At 66.6% G+C, this 17,652-nt stretch carries 16 protein-coding genes and 1 pseudogene; 7 read left to right on the top strand and 10 right to left on the bottom strand.

What is annotated here, in order from left to right; translation table 11 throughout:
* Window positions 1-144 precede the first annotated feature (144 nt).
* A complete protein-coding gene (locus ACIRRA_RS41575) occupies window positions 145-1,458 on the bottom strand; it encodes an IS256 family transposase (protein WP_402780191.1) in 1,314 nt (437 codons plus the stop codon).
* A 679-nt stretch (window positions 1,459-2,137) separates the two neighbouring features.
* Here ACIRRA_RS41575 and ACIRRA_RS41570 point away from each other — a divergent pair.
* The 6 genes and pseudogenes from ACIRRA_RS41570 (at window position 2,138) to ACIRRA_RS41545 (ending at window position 8,266) form a co-directional block, all read left to right on the top strand.
* Window positions 2,138-3,829, top strand: a complete 1,692-nt coding sequence (locus ACIRRA_RS41570) for a GAF domain-containing protein (protein ID WP_402780189.1) — start codon at window positions 2,138-2,140, stop codon at window positions 3,827-3,829.
* 173 nt (window positions 3,830-4,002) lie between these two features.
* A complete protein-coding gene (locus ACIRRA_RS41565) occupies window positions 4,003-4,266 on the top strand; it encodes a hypothetical protein (protein WP_402780187.1) in 264 nt (87 codons plus the stop codon).
* A 691-nt stretch (window positions 4,267-4,957) separates the two neighbouring features.
* Window positions 4,958-6,061 (top strand): serine hydrolase domain-containing protein, encoded by a 1,104-nt coding sequence (locus tag ACIRRA_RS41560; RefSeq protein ID WP_402780185.1) that lies wholly within the window; start codon window positions 4,958-4,960, stop codon window positions 6,059-6,061.
* Window positions 6,062-6,848: 787 nt separating this feature from the next.
* Entirely contained in the window at window positions 6,849-7,187 is a 339-nt protein-coding gene (locus ACIRRA_RS41555) for a hypothetical protein (protein WP_402780183.1), read from the top strand.
* 18 nt (window positions 7,188-7,205) lie between these two features.
* Window positions 7,206-7,841: pseudogene (locus ACIRRA_RS41550) on the top strand (MBL fold metallo-hydrolase); the annotation flags it as partial.
* Window positions 7,842-7,924: 83 nt separating this feature from the next.
* Window positions 7,925-8,266, top strand: coding sequence for an MBL fold metallo-hydrolase (locus tag ACIRRA_RS41545; RefSeq protein ID WP_402780181.1), 342 nt, complete (start codon window positions 7,925-7,927; stop codon window positions 8,264-8,266).
* A gap of 119 nt (window positions 8,267-8,385) precedes the next feature.
* Here the strand turns inward: ACIRRA_RS41545 and ACIRRA_RS41540 are convergent, their stop codons facing one another.
* From ACIRRA_RS41540 to ACIRRA_RS41515, 6 genes are all read right to left on the bottom strand, one after another.
* Window positions 8,386-8,619 carry a DUF5652 family protein gene (locus tag ACIRRA_RS41540; protein ID WP_402780179.1) on the bottom strand — a complete coding sequence of 78 codons (234 nt, stop codon included), beginning with the start codon at window positions 8,617-8,619 and terminating at the stop codon, window positions 8,386-8,388.
* A 699-nt stretch (window positions 8,620-9,318) separates the two neighbouring features.
* Window positions 9,319-10,422, bottom strand: a complete 1,104-nt coding sequence (locus tag ACIRRA_RS41535; RefSeq protein WP_402780177.1) for a glycosyl hydrolase — start codon at window positions 10,420-10,422, stop codon at window positions 9,319-9,321.
* Between the two features lie 179 nt (window positions 10,423-10,601).
* Window positions 10,602-10,934: a glycosyl hydrolase 2 galactose-binding domain-containing protein gene (locus tag ACIRRA_RS41530; protein ID WP_402780175.1), complete on the bottom strand. Its 333-nt coding sequence runs from the start codon at window positions 10,932-10,934 to the stop codon at window positions 10,602-10,604.
* A complete protein-coding gene (locus ACIRRA_RS41525) occupies window positions 10,879-11,175 on the bottom strand; it encodes a glycosyl hydrolase 2 galactose-binding domain-containing protein (RefSeq protein WP_402780173.1) in 297 nt (98 codons plus the stop codon). Before ACIRRA_RS41525 ends, ACIRRA_RS41530 begins: the two co-directional genes overlap by 56 nt.
* A gap of 90 nt (window positions 11,176-11,265) precedes the next feature.
* Window positions 11,266-11,949 carry a response regulator gene (locus tag ACIRRA_RS41520; RefSeq protein ID WP_402780172.1) on the bottom strand — a complete coding sequence of 228 codons (684 nt, stop codon included), beginning with the start codon at window positions 11,947-11,949 and terminating at the stop codon, window positions 11,266-11,268.
* On the bottom strand, window positions 11,946-13,079 hold the full coding sequence (locus ACIRRA_RS41515) for a sensor histidine kinase (protein ID WP_402780199.1): 1,134 nt from the start codon (window positions 13,077-13,079) through the stop codon (window positions 11,946-11,948). The genes ACIRRA_RS41520 and ACIRRA_RS41515 overlap by 4 nt, the downstream gene beginning before the upstream one ends.
* A gap of 450 nt (window positions 13,080-13,529) precedes the next feature.
* Here ACIRRA_RS41515 and ACIRRA_RS41510 point away from each other — a divergent pair, with 450 nt between their 5' ends.
* Window positions 13,530-13,823, top strand: coding sequence for an alpha/beta fold hydrolase (locus tag ACIRRA_RS41510; RefSeq protein WP_402780170.1), 294 nt, complete (start codon window positions 13,530-13,532; stop codon window positions 13,821-13,823).
* A 1,262-nt stretch (window positions 13,824-15,085) separates the two neighbouring features.
* Here ACIRRA_RS41510 and ACIRRA_RS41505 read toward each other — a convergent pair.
* From ACIRRA_RS41505 to ACIRRA_RS41495, 3 genes are all read right to left on the bottom strand, one after another.
* On the bottom strand, window positions 15,086-15,412 hold the full coding sequence (locus ACIRRA_RS41505; protein ID WP_402780197.1) for a cupin domain-containing protein: 327 nt from the start codon (window positions 15,410-15,412) through the stop codon (window positions 15,086-15,088).
* A gap of 603 nt (window positions 15,413-16,015) precedes the next feature.
* Window positions 16,016-16,996, bottom strand: coding sequence for an ATP-dependent DNA ligase (locus ACIRRA_RS41500; RefSeq protein WP_402780168.1), 981 nt, complete (start codon window positions 16,994-16,996; stop codon window positions 16,016-16,018).
* A gap of 289 nt (window positions 16,997-17,285) precedes the next feature.
* Window positions 17,286-17,579: a hypothetical protein gene (locus tag ACIRRA_RS41495; protein ID WP_402780166.1), complete on the bottom strand. Its 294-nt coding sequence runs from the start codon at window positions 17,577-17,579 to the stop codon at window positions 17,286-17,288.
* Window positions 17,580-17,652: the final 73 nt, after the last annotated feature.

Here is a 17,652-nt window from a genome sequence, read left to right as displayed (position 1 = left end):
GCTCACGTCGCGGATACGCGAAAGCCGGTTGGGCAGGTCGAATCCGGGAGCGCTGTACATGATCAACAGAGAACCTTGAGGTTTTCGTGAGGTCCATCGGAAAGACCGCGCGAGTAATTGTCAAAACCTGTGGATCGGTATGTTTCAGGCGACCTCCGTTCGGGTGGTGTCGGCCGGGGCGGGCGAGGGCGGCGGGGTGATGGTGCGGGGTCGTTCGAGCAGCTTGCCCTTGTGGAACAGGGCGCCGTTACGGACGAGCGCGACCAGTTCGGGGGCGTTGACCTTGCGCCAGCGGGTTTGGGCAGCCTCGATCAGCTTGTAGGCCATGGCAATTCCGGCCGCGCGAGAGCCAGGTCCCTTGGTGACCTTCGTGCGCAGCCGCACCGAGGCGAAGGTCGACTCGATCGGGTTCGTGGTGCGCAGGTGGATCCAGTGCTCGGCTGGATATTTGTAGAACTCGAGCAGCACGTCGAGATCGTCGGTGATCTTCTTGATGGCTTTGGGATACTTTGCGCCGTAGTCGATTTCGAAGGCTTTCACCGCGAGCTGGGCCTTGTCGATGTCCTCGGCGTTGTAGATCTCCTTCATCGCCGCTATCGCTGCGGGATGTGCCGATTTCGGCAGAGCGGCAAGGACATTCGCTGATTTGTGGAACCAGCAGCGCTGTTCCCGGGTCTGTGGGAACACCTCCCGCAATGCCCGCCAGAATCCGAGTGCTCCGTCCCCGACGGCCAGCACCGGTGCGGTCATGCCGCGGCGGCGGCAATCGCGCAGCAGATCGGCCCACGACTCGGTCGATTCCCGGTAGCCGTCGCTGATGGCCACCAGCTCCTTGCGGCCGTCGGCCCGGACTCCGAGCATCACCAGCAGGCACAATTTCTCCTGTTCCAGACGCACTTTCGTGTGGATGCCGTCGACCCAGAGGTAGACATAATCGGTGCCCGACAGATCCCGGGAAGCAAACGAGCGGGTCTCGTCCTGCCACGTCGCGGCCAGCCGGGTGATCGACGCGGCCGACAACCCGGCCCCGGAACCGAGGAACTGCTCGAGAGCCGGACCGAAATCCCCGGTGGACAACCCGTGCAGATACAGCAGCGGCAACACCTCGGCGACCTGCGGCGATTTCCGCGCCCAGGCGGGCAGGATCGCCGAGGAAAACCGTTGCCGTTCACCGGTTTCCGGATCGACTCGCTTGTCGTTCACGCGAGGCGCTTTCACCCGCACCGCGCCCGCCGCGGTCAGGACTTCCCGCTCGGCGTGGTAACCGTTGCGCACCACCTGGCGGTGGCCGTTCTCGTCGAGCTGATCGGCGAACTGGGCGACGTAGGCAGCGACCTCGGCCTTCAACGCGGCGGCGAGCATCTGCCGCGCGCCGTCGCGGACGATCTCATCGAGCAGCGACCGGGTCGAACCGGCCTCCCCGCTGTCGGCGATGACGTTCTGAACTACCGTAAGCACGGACGTACCTTCCCGACCGGCGTTGGCGCGCCGGCATGATCAAGACTTCTGACTGATAGATCATCCGGGAAGGTGCGTCCTTCCCGTCATCCACAGGTCTTGATCATTTCTCGACCGCGCTGACCGAACCGGCCAGTGCGGGATGCTGACGGACGGCGGGACAGGACGTTTCCGTCTGCAGGGGTGTCCCGCCGCCCCTTTCGAGCACTTGCGTGCACGGCAACAGCCCTGGGCTCAACAGGGCAGCAACCGATTCAGGACCGCCAGGGCTGGGCGGTCCAGACAGCCGCGAGGACGACGAGACGGCTACTGATCCAGCCGGTATCGGCGCCCGCCGACTATCCGCTCGAGAACGTAGCCAGTACCGCGCGCCGGACTATGGTGCCGTGCCGTGATGGCACGAGAACGGCGGTCCTGGCATGAATGGTCACGCGTCCAGAAAGGGCGGCCGACTATCACCTGGACTGTCGGCCCTCCGGACACAGCGTCCGCCATCGCCAGCACCGCATCGGAGATGTTCGCCGGAAATTGTTTCATTAGTATCGGCAACGAAGAGCCCTTGGGCCCTAGACTCACTGGGCTATCGACCGGTACGCGGTCGAGGGAAGAGGATGCTGCCATGATGTCGGGTTCGGCAGCCGCTCACAACGGCCACGGTTCTTCCGGTGCCGATAGCGGCATGATTCGGGAGACGTTGTCGCAGCTGCGGTTACGGGAGTTGCTCGCCGAGGTGCGTGACCGTATCGAGCAGATCATCGATGCCCGTGACCGGATCGACGGCTTGGTGGAGGCGATGCTCGCTGTCACCGCGGGCCTGGACCTCGACGACACGCTGCGCCGGATCGTGCGCACCGCGATCACCCTGGCCGATGCCCGCTACGGCGCGCTGGGGGTGCGTGGGCCCGACGGGCAGCTGGCCCGGTTCATCCACGAGGGCATCGACGAACAGACCGCCCACGCGATCGGGCCTCTGCCGCAGGGACGCGGCGTGCTCGGGTTGCTGTTCGCCCAGCCCAAGGCGATCCGCCTGGACAATCTGGCCGATCACCCGGACTCGGTGGGATTCCCGCCCGGGCACCCGCCGATGCACAGTTTCCTCGGCATGCCGGTGCGCATCCGCGGGGAGATCTTCGGCAACCTGTATCTGACCAAGAAGACGGGCGGGATGCCGTTCACCGAGGACGATGAGGTCATCGTCGCCGCGCTGGCGTCCGCGGCCGGGGTCGCGATCGACAACGCCCGCCTCTACGAGACCGCCCAAGCCCGGCAGGCATGGATCACGGCCACCCGCGACCTCACCACCGCGTTCCTGGCCGCCACCGCCCCCGACACCGTGCTCGGGCAGGTCGTCGACCGGGTCCGTGAATTGTCCGACTCCCAATACGCGTGGCTGGCGGTCCTGCCAGACCAGGACCTGCCCGTCGGCGAGGCCACCGAGCTGGTCATCGCCGAATGGTCCGGGCCCGGCCACACGCACCGCGGCGAGCGGATCCCGATCACGGGCGCGATCCTGGCCCGAGCACTGGCCTCGGCGACACCGCTGCACCTGGACCCCGCCGCAGACGTCGGCCCCACCGAGCTGCCGCTCGGCACGGGTGCGGCGCTGGTGCTGCCGCTGCACACCGGCGAGGCCACCCTCGGGCTGCTCGTGGTCCAGCGCGGCGATACCCGCCCCTACCCGCGCGAGACCGTGGAGTTGACCGAGTCGTTCGCCGGGCAAGCCGCCCTCGCGATGCAACTGGCGGCAGCCCAGCAGCGCATGCGGGAGATGGACGTGCTCGCCGACCGTGACCGCATCGCCCGCGACCTGCACGACCACGTCCTGCAACGGTTGTTCGCGATCGGTATGGCCGCCCAGGGCACCGCTGCCCGCACCCGCAACCCAGAGGTCCGCCAACGCCTCTCCTGCCACATCGACGAGTTGCAAACCGTCATCACCGAGATCCGCACGTCCGTGTTCGACCTGCACGACGGTGCCGGACCCACCCGGCTGCGCCAACGCCTCGACGAGATCGTCCGCCAGCACACCGCCGACACCAGCCTGCGCACCAGCCTCCGCGTCAGCGGTCCCCTCGACGTCGTCGACGCGGCACTGGCCGACCACGCCGAAGCCGTCCTTCGCGAAGCGGTCTCCAACGCGGTCCGCCATTCCAGCGCCGTCACCCTCACCGTCGAGATCACCGTCGACGACGATCTCACCCTCGTCATCGAAGACGATGGATGCGGAATCGGTGACGGCATCACCCCCAGCGGGCTGACCAACCTCACTCGCCGCGCCGAAACCGCTGGCGGCCGCTGCGATTTCGGCCCGGCCACCACGGCCGGTCTCCACGGGCCCGGGACCCGCGTGTGCTGGTCGGCCCCGCTGTGAACCGCCCGTGAGGTGCACCTGAACGAAAAGTCGCGGTTCGGGACCCCTGGTGTCCAAGGCGGGCGGTGTGGAGTCTTTCGACTCTGCTGCGGGGATAGGTGCGCCCAGCAGCCTGGAACCGTGATCATTATTCGTGACCTCGCGGAGCCGACGCGGACCTGACGGTCGAGCGATTGTGTATCGAGTTCGGCCCCCGCACCTCGCGGCAGCGGGTGGAATCGGTGCTGCGAGGGTGTCTGGCCGATCTGGCCGGCAGTCCGGTGGGAGCGATGCCCGAACTCGGCGAACGCCTTGCCAGGCAACGGCTGTCCGAGGAAAGCACCACTATCGGTGTGCCAATGGCCTCGGACGAGATGGCGCCTGTCGAGGTTCTCGTGGAACTGCCCGAACTGTGGGCGGATTCGACGTTGCGCCGCGAACGGCAGGCGGCAGCCTGAGTACTCATTGCACCGCATCGAAGTGTTCGCGAAACGATCTTCATTGCTGAGACACTGTGCCGCGTGCCTCTGCCGGGTAGACCGGGCGCATTGCTGCGCCCCCTCAGAACCGGACGTGCACACTTTCTATGTATCCGACTCAAGCAAGCCCGTGAAAGTCAAGCACCATCAATGCCGTACACGCCTGCGATCGTCCACCAAATCTGCAGCGACACAACCGAAGACGTAGCCCCCTGGTCCGTTCACCGTCCCGGGCTCACGCCGGTCGGCGTCCAACTTGTCCGTCGGTTCCAGCAGCGCGGTCACCGTCTTCCTTCACGCACTGACCTGACTCGCGTCAGCGCCCGTTCGGGCCCGGACACTGCAGGTCCGGTATCCGGCCGGTAGTCAACCACGCCCCAGCGGAGGGAGCCAATGATGCCCGTCGTGGCTTCTGCTACCGGCGTTGGCTTCTCGGGCTATCCCAATCCCACTCGGGGAGTTCCGCTTTCGTGCCGAAAGGCAGTTCGGTGCGTTCGGCTGGTCGAGCTGATATCGGCGCGTTGATCTTCGGGCCTGCCGCGTGGTGGCGAACCGCCCGGGTCGCGGCTGTGGGGACGTTCGGCCCTGCCTCGGGAGAACGCTTTCGGGGCAGGATAGTTGGGGTTGTCCAACTATTCCGACTATCTGGACGACCGCGCAGGGAGAAGGTATGTCCAGGTTGGCTCGGTTGGCCGAACAGGTTGTCGAGTGTGGAACGACCCCCGGTATAGCAGTGACGGTCGTGGCCGGTGATCGGGTTGTCGCCTCGGCGAGTGCCGGTTTCGGCGATCTGGCCACTGCTGACCCGATGACCGCGGATCGAGCGTTCAACTGGTTCTCGATGACCAAGATCGCCACGGCGACCGCTGTGATGATCTTGGTCGAAGGCGGCGCGCTGGATCTCGACGCGCCTGTCGCCAGATATCTCGGCGAGCAGTGGCCGACCGGGTTCTCGCGGGTGTCGGTGCGTCATCTGCTCAGCCACAGCGGCGGGTTGCCCAACCCGATCCCGCTGCGATGGGTGCATCGACCGACCGACTCCCCGCCCGCCGCCCCGGTTCTTCTTGCTCACGTGATGTCGGGCAGGCGGGGGCCTCGATTCGAGCCCGGAGCCCGTGCCTCCTACAGCAACATCGGCTACCTCGCGCTGGGTGAGGTGATCGCGGCGGCCGTGGGCCGGCCCTATCAGGACTTCGTGCGCGAGGAACTGCTGGTGCCGCTGAGGATGACGCGGACGGCGTTTTCCTGGAACGATCCCGCCCTCGCCGGGGTCGCGAGAGCGACCCCATATCAACGACTTCCGCGCCTGATCACTCCGCTGGTCGCTGCGATGCTGCCTGCGGGGATCGTGGGCGCTCGCGTCGGAAAGCTCGTCGCACTGCAACCCTTCGAACTCGACGGGGCCGCCTACGGCGGGCTGATCGGCCCGGTCGGCGACGCCGCGCAACTGATCGCCCTGCACGCCAACCGCGGCAGCATCGGTGGACACAGATTCCTCACGGCCGACACGATCGACGCTATGACCGCCATCACGACCCGAGGGCGCCGTTACGACCTCGGACTGGGATGGTTCCAACCGCACAACGCGCCCGACGAGCGGGTCTGCCACTTCGGCGGCGGCATGGGCTACTGGAACATACTGCGTCTGGACCCCCGCCGATCCCGCGCCGCCGTCGTGATGAGCAACACGACAACACACTGGGATATCACCCGTTTCGCCGACACCGCCATCGAAACCTGCTGCGGACCCGCCATGTCGACTTCGATGTCGTGAACGGCGGCGTATACGCCGAGATTCTCCAGCAGGCCCCAACCCTCAACCAGAACCAACCATGACCTCGGCATTCCCTGGCCCGCGGCAACTCGCGTGCCAGTGACCGCCGACCACAGCACCGACGATTCCGACAGCGAGATGCAGGTTAGGTACCAGGGGTCTCGGTAGCATTCGCGCGAAAAACAACGACAATGGCTTGACCAGGGGTGATGTTGAGCTTCTGGTTCGGGCTGCGGGACACCGTGATTGGTGCTCGGCTTGGCTGCCGATGAGGTTGGTCGATGTGCTGGAGGTCGGGTCTGGTAGCGATTGGGGGGTGCGCGGACGAGGAGTTGGCGCGTCTGCGGGAGCCTCCGGAGATCAGTCGCGAGAAGTTGTTCTGGTACTTCACGCTCAACCCGGCCGGTCTTGATTGTGTCGTTTTGGGGTACACCCCAGACCGACAGCCGTTCGGAAAACGATGGTCCACCGAACGCGAGCGCCTCGCCGGACCTGGCGGCGTTTCCACGGGTCGGAAGGCCCGTCTCACCCGCCGCGCCCGCGACGCCAGCGGCCACTGCGAACTCGGCCCCGCCACCACCGCCGGTCTCCACGGGCCCGGCACCCGCGTGTACTGGTCAGCCCCCCTGTGAACCGCCCGGACGTGTAGCCCAATCGCACAAACCCTACCTACCAGCGGATTACGCCATACCCGTTGGTTTGCGCGGTGCGGGTCTTTCGCGCGGTTCGGGACCCCTGGAGTCTTTCGACTCTGCTACGGGAAAGGTGCGTCCAGCAGCCTGGAACCGTGATCATTATTCGTGACCTCGTGGAGCCGACGCGGACGATCGATGCCGCGATGTTCGACCTGACGGTCGAGCGATTGTGGATCGAGTTCGGCTGCCGCACCTCGCGGCACCGGGTGGAATCGGTGCTGCGAGGGTGTCTGGCCGATCTGGCCGGCAGTCCTGTGGGAGCGATGCCCGAACTCGGCGAACGCCTTGCCAGGCAACGGCTTTCCCAGGACAGCACCAATATCGGTGTGCCACTATCCTCGGACGAGATGGCTCCTGTCGAGGTTCCCGCCGAACTCGGCGAACTCGGGGAGGATTCGACGTTCCACCGCGAACCACAAGCGGCGGCCTGAGTACTCCTCCCTATCTCGATGCGCTGGCGAGGGCCGGGGCCGAACCCAGCACGGCACCCGAGAGCCAGGCCCGCCGTGGCACCGCGAGCCCGAGCACGAACGCCGCGATCCCCAAAACGAGCACCACCACTGGGACGAGTCGTCGGAGGTCGCGAAGTAGTTGGCAGCGATCACGATCGCGGCCGCCGCAGCGAGCCCGAAGGAGTCGAAATGAATGACATCAGCATTTCCGTCCTCGAGACCGGAACGGTTGCGATCCGGCCCAGTCACCGAACCCAGTCCGCTACCCGGCCGGTGCCACTGCGGCGGCTGAGGGTGCTGACCGACCGCCGGTGGACCGAACCCCTGCCGATCAACACCTACCTCATCGAGCATCCCGAAGGCCCCATCCTCTTCGACACCGGCGAATCCCCCCATGCCTCGCACGGCCGTTACTTCCCGTGGTGGCAGCCCTTCTTCCATCTCGCGGTGGACATCGAAGTCGGTCCCGACGAAGGCATCGGTGCGCGTCTGGCCCAGCGCGGATTGACACCGGTGGACCTGCGAGCGGTCATCGTCTCGCACCTGCACCATGACCACGGTGACGGTCTGGCCGACCTCGTTGGCGCTCCGATCTACGTCAGCGCCGAACACTGGAAGGCCTTCGGGCACTACCTCCCGGCCACCATCGAAGGCGCCGTCCCCAAACACTGGCCGACCGGATTCACCCCCCAATCCTCGCGGCCACCGGCCCGGCTGTGCGACCTTGGGACCGCACCTACCCGATCACCTACGACGGACGCGTCTTTGCTGTCGACACCCCCGGGCACGTTCCCGGTCACCTCGCCGTGGTCGTGCGCACCGGCACGGTCACCTACCTGCTCGTCGGCGACGCTACCTACGACCAAGTCCTCCTCGACGCCGAACTGACCGATGGCGTCAACAAAGCACCCCGACAGGCCATCGAAACCATGCGCAGAATCAAGGAATTCGCTCGCACGGAACCTGTCGTCTTACTCCCGGCGCACGACCCCTGCGCAGCCCAGCGGTTGGCCACCAACACCATCTACTCCCCGTCGCCCCTCACCAGCGCACCCTAGCCCGGAACAACGCATGGTTCTGTCGAGAGCCGATCGCCCGACTTTTGTTGGGTGATTCATCCGTTTCCCGGCCACGCCCGGGTGCGGGCCCTGGGATCGGACGGCCCCTGAGATGTCTGTCAGTCGCTGCTCGATTTCCGGCGTCCGAGCAGGAAATATGCCATCGGGACAGCGCCGATCGAGTTCACCACGAGCATCACTGTCATCCAGGCGCGTCGCGAGCCGCGGACCTGCTCGGCCGGCCGACGCAGCAGGTCCGCAACCGCTGCCACCCGCAGAAGGCCGTCGACCACACCCGCACCCACGATCAACCAGCGGCTGGGTTCGCTCAGCTCGCTCCACTTCCTCGCCACTGTCGAATCTCCTCTCGACCGCTGCGCGATCAGTCGCCGGGACCACACACCCTCACCCAACCTGGTGAACCTTTCGGGCAGAGGGAGCTTCGGAATACATGACGCTGTCCCACCACGATGCCAGCGGACTGGGGTCCGGCCAGATCACCCGATCCTCGCGACGGTCGCTGACGTTGTGGGTGGTAGTGCCGCTCATGCGGTCCTCCTGGTGTGCGCGACATTCCTCGTGCGGCAGCGACCACGCTGTCGGTGCACCTCCAAGATCGCCCGGCAACCCCGTGCATCACAGGAGCCGAAAGTCGACTGTCCGGGCCCAGATGTCACATCACCCCAGCGCCCCCGCTTCCTCATCGGCTGGTTCCGTGCGTTCGGCTGGCCGAGATGATCTCGGCGCGTTGATCTTCGGAGGGTCCGCGCTGTTCGAAGGCCAGCGCGACCCCTCGGAATGCATGTGGGGCTGACGTTTTGGGGCACCCAACAGCACACTTCGACGTGCGCCGAAAAGTGTGACTCGCAGCGATAGATGGCGGTGAGGAGATTCGACGGTGGCGAGGAAGTTGTTTCGTCGCCGGGTTCGGGCCACGTTGCCGGGTTCGGGCCACGTTGCCGTCCCGACCGCGGTGAGCGCGTCCAAGATCCTCTGGGGGTTGCGGTTGCGCTGGTCGGAGCGTGATGGCGGGCAGGATGCGGCTGTGCAGTTCATTTCGGAGCGAACGGAGAGGCCGAAATGGCTGCTTCCCATCGCTGGGCGATCTCCTGGTTCGCCCAGACGCGGGAGTCGCAATGGGCAAATAGTGGATTGTGGGCCCATAGGTCGCTCAGCGACCAGTTCTCCGAGATGTAGGCGAAGGCTGCGATCGCATCGCGGTTTTCCGAGATCAGCCTGAGCATGGGAGCGAACCACAGGTGCCACATCTCCTCGGCGGAAACCGGTGTACCTGGCACGTCCGCGGCAGTCAGCGGATAGGTCTTGCCCTGACCGATGTTGATCCCTATCGGTGTCGACTCGGCGATCAGAACCGGCTTTCGGCGTTGCCGCGCCTCCGCCATCATGAGCGGGTCGAGAAAGGGCACGAACGCAGACATGCCGAACCAGTCGACGTACTCGTCGCCGGGATAGAACGCCCGGAAGCGTTCAGGGGTGAGCGGTGCGGCGACGTTGTTCGCCGACGCCCATACTGTCGCGACGTTGGTGGCCCCTGCGGCTCGGACGCGCTCGACGATGTAGCGGAAGTTCTGGGCGTAGTTGTCCGGGTTGTAGACGACGGGGGGTCGGCGATCGAACTCGAAGCCCAGACGCAGCAGGATCGGATGGGGCGTTGACCGGCACCACGAAGCGAGTTCCTCGATCTGCCCGTCGAGGTGTCCGTTGGTCAGATCACGCTGGAGACCGAGGTTCTGTTCGTCGGAGTAGTTCTCGCGGATCCAGGGCACGCTCAGATGCACGGTGGCATCGGCAAGATCCGGTCGGGCCAGGTACGAGGCGAACGCGTCGTTGCAGTTCTTGGTGATTTGCGCGCCGGGATAGAGCCCCACGTACGCGGTGATGCCATCGGGAGGTGTCGGCACGTGGTCGAGGTAGCCGTCGGTGAAACCGAGATCCGGCCGACCTCCCAGATCTGCGCTCGTTTGTCCGGCGATGAACAAGACCGAGTCCCGGTGTGTCGGCGCGGGCGGAAGGGACGGAGAAGCGCCGGCCCGGCCGACGCCGGAACCGTATCCGGCCACGACGGCAGCCGCTGACGTGCCTGTCAGCGCCAAGAACGTGCGCCGTGAGATGGCGGGCGGTCCGATCTGGGCCACAGCCCGATCCAACGCCATGCGGTGATCGCGCACGGGTGCGCGGTCGATGCACGGGGTGTACGGATCGGTCAACTGGCTGGTGGGCAGCCGCAGATACTGGTCGTTACCGTCCGGACGCAGCCGCTTGTCTCGTTCGGCGCGGTACTTACGGCGGATGGCGTCCCTGTCGATCTGGGTGGTCATACTTCCTGCTTCATGTTGGGTGGGTGGGGAACGAGGTGCTGGGCGCGCGCTCGGATGACGACGAGGTGCCGCCGCGCGCAGATGATCAGTCCGAAGCAGAGTGAAAGGCTGGCCGAGGCGAGGCTGGGCATCAGTGGCCAGTATCGGCACCTACTTCCACGACCACCGTGCAGCGGCGGGGAAAACCGCAGCAGCAGCTCGTTTTCACCGCGCAGCAGGCCGGTCACGTCGAACTCGGCAGGCCGAAACATGTTCTCGCAGTGGCCCAGCGGTTCACCCTCGAGCCAGATGTCCACGACGGTGTCCAGACCATGGAACACCAGCCGCACCCGCCCGTCCTGGGGCGGGGGGACCGGCGAACGAGGTGCGGAACCACCAGTTGTGCTCCTCGATCCAGCGCACGTCGAGCTCGTTACGGTCGAGGTAGGTGTGCTCGATTCGCCCCGCGGCGGCCAACAGCGACTCGTGCACGCCACCTGGCACCGATGCGGGCAGCCGGCCGTCGGCGGGAAGCGCGAGGACGTCCAATCCCGGTGCGGTGCCGACCAGTTCGAAACCGGTGAGCTGCACGATGTTCTCCTTTGTCTGTCCTGTCCGATCGAGGGCGCGACAGGTCACCGGGGTGCTCGCTGGGAACGCTCCGTGAGTCGAGGGTGAGGGCTAAACGAGGTTGTGGTCTCGCGCGTAGCGCACGGCTGCGACGCGGTCGGGCGATCCTGTCTTGGCGAAGATGCGGTTGATGTGGCTCTTGATGGTGTGGTTGCTCAGGACGAGTTCGCGGGCGATGTCCGGGTTGGTTTTGCCGCGCGCGATCATGACCAGGATCTCGGCCTCTCGGCGAGTGAGGCCGCCGGGCAGGGTCTCCGGTAGCCAGGTCTCGGGCTCATGGGCGGTGCCCGCTCGGTCAGTGGCGTTGAGCAGCACCGATTGGACGTCGGGGCCGAGGACGGCCAGACCAGCGGTGGCGCTGCGCAGCGCGTGCGTGATCTCCTCGCGACTGGCGTCCTTGGTGAGGTAGCTGCGGGCCCCGGCGCGCAGGGCGGCCAGGACCGAGGCGTCGTCGACGTAGGTGGTGAGGATGACGATGGCGACATCGGGATGGTGCGCGACGAGTTCGCGGGTGACCTCGACGCCGTCGAGTTCGGGCATGTGCAGGTCGAGCAGGATGGCATCGGGCTCGTGCATGGCAACCAGTTCCAGGGCTTCGCGCCCGTCGGGCGCGGAGCCAACGATCTCGAAATCGGGGAGCAGTCCCAGGAGCAGGACCAGTCCCTCGCGGACCGTGGCCTGATCGTCGGCGACCACGATACGCAGCGGGGCCGATGGGGTCGGCGCATTCGTCATTGCGGCACCCGGGCATTCACGATCCACGCACCGTCGCGTGGTCCGACGGTCAGCGTGCCGCGTAGAAGCAGGAGTCGTTCCCGCATCCCGGTCAGCCCGTAGCCCCCGTCGATGCTCTCCAGGTCGCGAGCCGCACGCGCGGTGGCCTCGCGCTGGGTGTTCGTGACGGCCAAGGTGGTGTCGCCGTCGTCGTAGCGCAGGTACACGTCGATCGGCTGGTGCGGGGCGTATTTCGCAGCGTTGACCAGGGCCTCCTGGGCTGTGCGGACGAGGGCGAGGTGGGCGTCCGCGCTCAGCGTCCGCGCATCGCCGTCGACCCGGACGGTGACCGGCGTGTGGTGGCGGCGTTGATGGGCCGCGCCGAGTTCGGCCAGGCCATCGGGCAGGGCGGGGGTGTCGGCGCGCAGCGCGTGGACAGCGCGGCGGGTCTCGGCGAGGCCGTCGCTGGTCATGCGCTGCGCCTGATCGAGGAGTTCGAGGGCCCGCTCGATATCCTGCCGGTCGGTCAGCACGGCGGTCGTGGCCCGCAGCTGCACGCCCAGAGCGCCGAGCGAGTGCGCGAGCACGTCGTGGATCTCCCGCGCGATGCGGCCGCGCTCGCGCAGAGTGGCGACCTCTTCGCGTTCCTCGCGGAGTTCCTCGGCCTTGGCCAGCAGCGCCGCGGACTGCTCGGCCCGGACCCGGTAGGCCCGCCGGTTGTAGCCGATCAACAGGCCCACCAGCAGCAGCACGGGATACCCGACAACGGTCCATTTGTGAGTGTGGGTGATCAGGCTGGTGATCTCGACCGCGAGCACACCGGCTCCGGTGATGGCCCAGCCGGTGAGCACGCCGATGTCGGCGCCGGTGGAAATGGTGGCGATAACACCGAACAGGGCAAGCGCTCCACCCCCGGGGGCGACCGCGCCGATGCCGCAGGCCACGGTGACCGCGCCCAGGGCGTAGGGCAGAAGTCCGGTCCATTGCGGGCGGTTGGTGGCGGGGTTCTCGATGAGCGCCCACAGTCCCGTCGTCAGGCAGACGACGGCGAAGGCGACGATCACCGGCGCCGTCGAGCGCGGCGCGGAGAACACCGACACGCCGATGCTGATCAGCGCCGCGGTCCGCACGGCCCAGGTGATCGCCAGCATCACCAGCTCAGTATCACCCCTCCCGGCCGCCACGCGCCCGGTAAACCCGGTCCCCGTGCCGGAGCTGCCCGCGCCCCCCGTCGTCCTGGTCACGACGTCGGATCCGGCTCCGTTCCGGTGGGCGGCCACGCGTTCGTATGGCCATGCGGTCGAAGTGCTCACGCGCTCGTCCTCTCCGACGGGTGGCTGCTCGGGACCGGCGGTTACCGACACTCATCACGGTAGGAAATACCGGGCCGGACGAACATCAACCCGACGGTTGGAACGCCGGTATGAGAGCGGTATGAGATCGGCGCGCCGTTCTCATACCACATAGCACCATCCCGCCGCGGAAACCGTATCGGCGGTGTAATGAATCCGCAGGCCACTCGCGTGAGTCTGGGATGGATGACATTCATTCCCACGATCGGGCCGGTCATCCGACTGATTGCGCTCGAAAGGAACGAGACCGTGAGAACCTTCGACTTCCCGAAATATTGCCGGGTGTTCGAGCGTGCCGGGATCGCCGGTGTGGCCGGGATCGCACGGCAGGTCCAGGCCATCCAGTTATCCGGCGATCGCACCGAGAGCTTGTCGGCCATCGTGGCACTGACGCTGGCCATCCACGGCGACCGGGATCTGATCGTCGGCCCGAGCGGCGGGCGCGCGACCGCCGACGCCGTCCCGGGAGCACAGCTGGTGACCATCCCGGGCGTGGCCACCAGCCGCGAACACCGTAACTACCAGTTCAGGAGATGCATATGAGTGCCGCCGCGTCCGACCTGCGGATGGACCGCAAGGCCGTGACCCGCCAGTTGCTCCGCGATGCCGGGGTGCCGATGGCCGCCTACTACCGAGTTCGGCGTCACCCGCCCAACCATCTATCGCCACCTCGGCAAAACAACCCCGTAGCTCGCCGCGATCACAGGACCCGCCATCGTTGCTGGTCAAGCCATTGTCGGTGTTTTTCGCACGACTACTACCGGGACCCCATCACGTCGCGCCGCATCATTTGCTTCAGTCCGGGTGGCTTGAAACCCGACATGCCGAGCGGAGTGGTCCTGCTGGTGGGGTCTGGTAAGCCCTTGGGGGCCTGTTCCGATATCGGGCCGGCGGGGACGATCGGAACGTGCCAAACACAGAGATCTTGACCAGCTGGGTACTGGTCCTCACCGGCGCAGCCGTCAGTGCCTGGTGGGTGCACCGGCGTCCGAAGTCGTGGTCGGTGCGGCGCCGCGCGGCCGAGGACGCGATCCGGCGTGGTCCCCGGCAGGTGGGGATGACCGACGCGGATTGGGTTCCGATTCTCTCCGAGCTCCGTGACGGGGAGGCGCGAGACCGCGCACTCCGTCTGTTCGGCATTGCCATCTTCGCCATAGGTTCGGCAATCGCCCTTCCGGATATAGGCCATAGTCCGTGGACAGCAGTCTTTCCCCTTTTCATGTCCGTCTGGTTTGCGATGCTCGCCGCCCACAGCCACCGACGTCTTCGCCGCATCGACGGCCTTCTCGAAGCGCCAGTCGGTAGGCGAGGCATCGGCCCGTGAGGTTGGTGGCCCCAGGTAATGAACGGTCGGGACACCGGCTTCCGCGCAGCGGGCTCCCTGATCTTGTTGGTGCGGGACTGCTGCCGACCGACGGCTCCACGACTCCGAGCCCATCCTCCCGACGTTGTCGCCACCACCTCCACATCGAGGTACGAAGCGGCATACGCCGGCGGGCCGAGCACCACACTCGAACTGAAATCCATCCGCTGAGAAACCACGAATCGGCTGATCTGCAGGGGCGACAGAGTTACACCGGTGCGAGATCGCTCACGGTGCCGGTGTACGCCGCGATCCGCGACATATCAAGCTACCCGCACGTCGCGGCTCCGGGAGCCGGTTCGACACTCACCTCAAAGCAGCGGCCGGGCAGGCCACTGCGATTGCGTCACTGTGCCGTCAGGGCCGTGGACGGTGGGATCGATGACGCATTGCTCGCACGCCTGGCCGCTTGACCGGCAGCGAACCGGCCCGGCCCGACTGGCTACTTCGCGACCGTCAGCAGCACCGCGCTGTCTTCGACAGCTTCCAGGCTGTGCCGGGCCTGCGGCACGACGAGCAGATCACCGCTGCGGCCCTCCCACACGGCCTGCGGGCCGTGCAACCGTACCCGGCCACGCAGCACGAACACTGTTGCCTCGCCCGGGTTTTCGTGTTCAGCCATCGATGTGCCCGCCGCCAACGCAACCACGGTCTGCCGCAGCCGATGCTCATGCCCGCCATATACCGTGGTGGCGCTGCGCCGCGCCGACAACGACCTGGCGCGCTCCAACTGCCCACGAGCCATCGCATCCAACGAGAACTTCTCCACCAGCCCATCCTTTCCCCGCAGGCAGTCGACCACCAGTCCATGAGCGATCGACAATTCCCTCACCCCCATCGTGCTCTCCAAGCCGATTGCAACGGGCATCTGCCGGGCACCCTCAGGACACGACGCGTGACCGACGGTCGGGCTCGCAGACACCGACGCCGCCGAGAACACCGCGCCGAGCGGTGACCTCCGCTCTGATGGAATTCCACCCGAGCCGCAACCTGCACCGACTGGAAGGATGAGATGACATACCTGACCGGCTGATCACCCTCATCCGGCCCGGGGAATAACTACAGCCACAACCTTTTTCGCGATGCCCCGAGTCTATGCCCGGGGCATCACAGTGTCAGCGCCGGATCTCGGCCGGATGCGCCACTACCCCGGTACCTGCGGTTTCGCGGGCAGTCGCATCCGGCGCGAGATTCTCGCATCGAATGCATCCACCACGATCTGGCCGAGGGACGCGCTGACCTGGACGGTTCGCTGGCCTGAACTGGACCGCTGAAAGCCTTGGCGATGCTCCACAGCCGGAGACACTCGACGCGACGTCACCGGTCCTACCCCGAGTCACGGTGAACCCTGCCCCCGAGTCCCATGCGCCGTTCACGCAACCGGATACGGTTGCGGGACCGCCACGTCGGCAGCGTCACGATCGGCCCGCACCCCACGAAACGACGGATGGCGCAGCAGCCCCGCGGCAGTGACCTCTCTGACCTCGATATCTGCCACGATCACCGGCACCACCCACCGCGCGGCCCCAGCAACCTCACGCGGGACCCAGCCCGCCGTCGGTGGCTCCGGCACCTGCAACTGCTGCAGCGTCGAGAACAGGACACGACGAACCCGATCGGTGAAACCCGTTCCCGCAGAACCGATATACCGCAGCGATCCGTCCGGACGGTGACCGGCCAACAGCAGCGACCCCACCATCTGCGGGTCACTGGCCAGGCCGAGAAACCCGACCACCACGGCCTCCACGCTGTGCCGGAAAACGCTCTTGACCCAATCACGTGAGCGCTGCCCCGGCCGGTAGATACTCTCGACCCGCTTGGACACCAACCCCTCGAAATGAGCTTTCGACGCCGCGCCCAACAACCGGACCGGATCGGTCTCCGCGCCCCACGACCGCGGCACCTGCACACGCCCCGGCACCAACTCCAGTCCGTCGAGCACCTCGCGCCGGCGCCGGTACGGGAGGTCCATCGTGGAGAGTCCCGCCTCGTAGAGCACGTCGAAAGCCACGAAAACCGCTGGAGCCTCGGCTATTCGGCGCTTGGCCGCCCGGGCGCGCATCCGCTGCTGCAACCGCGAGAAGCTGGGCACGCCCCCAGGGCTGAGCACCACGATCTCCCCGTCGAGCATCAGCCCGTCCCGGCCGCCGGCGGCGTCCTCGAGCGCGGCCGCCACATCGGGATAGGTGGCGGTGATGTCGCGGAGGTTGCGGCTGATGATGCGCCAGTCGTGCCCGGATTCGCGCCAGGCAATGCTGCGCTGCCCATCGAATTTCAGCTCATATGCCCAGGCGGCCGACGGTCCCGGCACCTCGCCGGGTGTCGCGAGCATGGGTGCCGGGATGCGCACCATGGCGTCAGAGTACCAACCAGTCGGAATGACTCCGGAGGGGCTCGGCCCGTGAGGGCAAGTGACGCGAAAAGTCACGCTCAGCGGCCGCAGGGCAGTCTTGAACTCCCAAATGTGTTGCCTGACAGCGTATTACCCAGGTCTGGACGAGACCAGGGCCCAGAATCGCGAAAAGTCACGCTAGGGAGTTTCCGCAGACAACTACCGACTATGTGCGGTAACCCCGGTGCCGACCTGGGGAAACGGCCCCGCCGATGCGTGGCGACTCCAGAAACTATCTGCGGTAGCGGCCTTACCGCCGGATCCGACGGACTTGGACCTCACGGGCCGTGTCGCAGCCGAGCTCGCCGCCACCGTCGGCGTCAGCCACGGCGACAACCTGGCGCTCGGGGTCGACGGCGGTGACCCGGGCCACGCGCAGCCGGATCTCCGTGCCCGCGAAGACGTCGGAGAGTTTCGGGGCCTCGATCTGCTGGCCGGCCGCGAGCTGGTGCAGCCGCAGCCGCTGGACGAAGTCCGGCACGGCGTTGACCACGGCGATCTCAATGTCTGCCAAGGACAGTCGGCGGGCCAGGTTCCCGGCCACGTAGGCATGGTGCTTGCCTCCTTGATTGCCGAGGTGATGGTTGCTTCTGCAGCACCGGGCGGTTGCCCGACTC

It is taken from the genome of Nocardia sp. NPDC101769, from assembly GCF_044766925.1.
GTDB lineage: Bacteria > Actinomycetota > Actinomycetes > Mycobacteriales > Mycobacteriaceae > Nocardia.
Note: the sequence above shows the minus strand (reverse complement) of the source record. Positions and strands in the feature narration are given on the sequence as shown.

What these genes read in the sequence shown, in the direction of transcription:
- ACIRRA_RS41570 (WP_402780189.1), top strand. Translation starts at nt 2,138, where the DNA reads ATGATTCGGGAGACGTTGTCGCAGCTGCGGTTACGGGAGTTGCTCGCC.
- ACIRRA_RS41560 (WP_402780185.1), top strand. Translation starts at nt 4,958, where the DNA reads ATGTCCAGGTTGGCTCGGTTGGCCGAACAGGTTGTCGAGTGTGGAACG.
- ACIRRA_RS41520 (WP_402780172.1), bottom strand. Translation starts at nt 11,949, where the DNA reads ATGACGAATGCGCCGACCCCATCGGCCCCGCTGCGTATCGTGGTCGCC.
- ACIRRA_RS41515 (WP_402780199.1), bottom strand. Translation starts at nt 13,079, where the DNA reads ATGCTGGCGATCACCTGGGCCGTGCGGACCGCGGCGCTGATCAGCATC.
- ACIRRA_RS41500 (WP_402780168.1), bottom strand. Translation starts at nt 16,996, where the DNA reads ATGGTGCGCATCCCGGCACCCATGCTCGCGACACCCGGCGAGGTGCCG.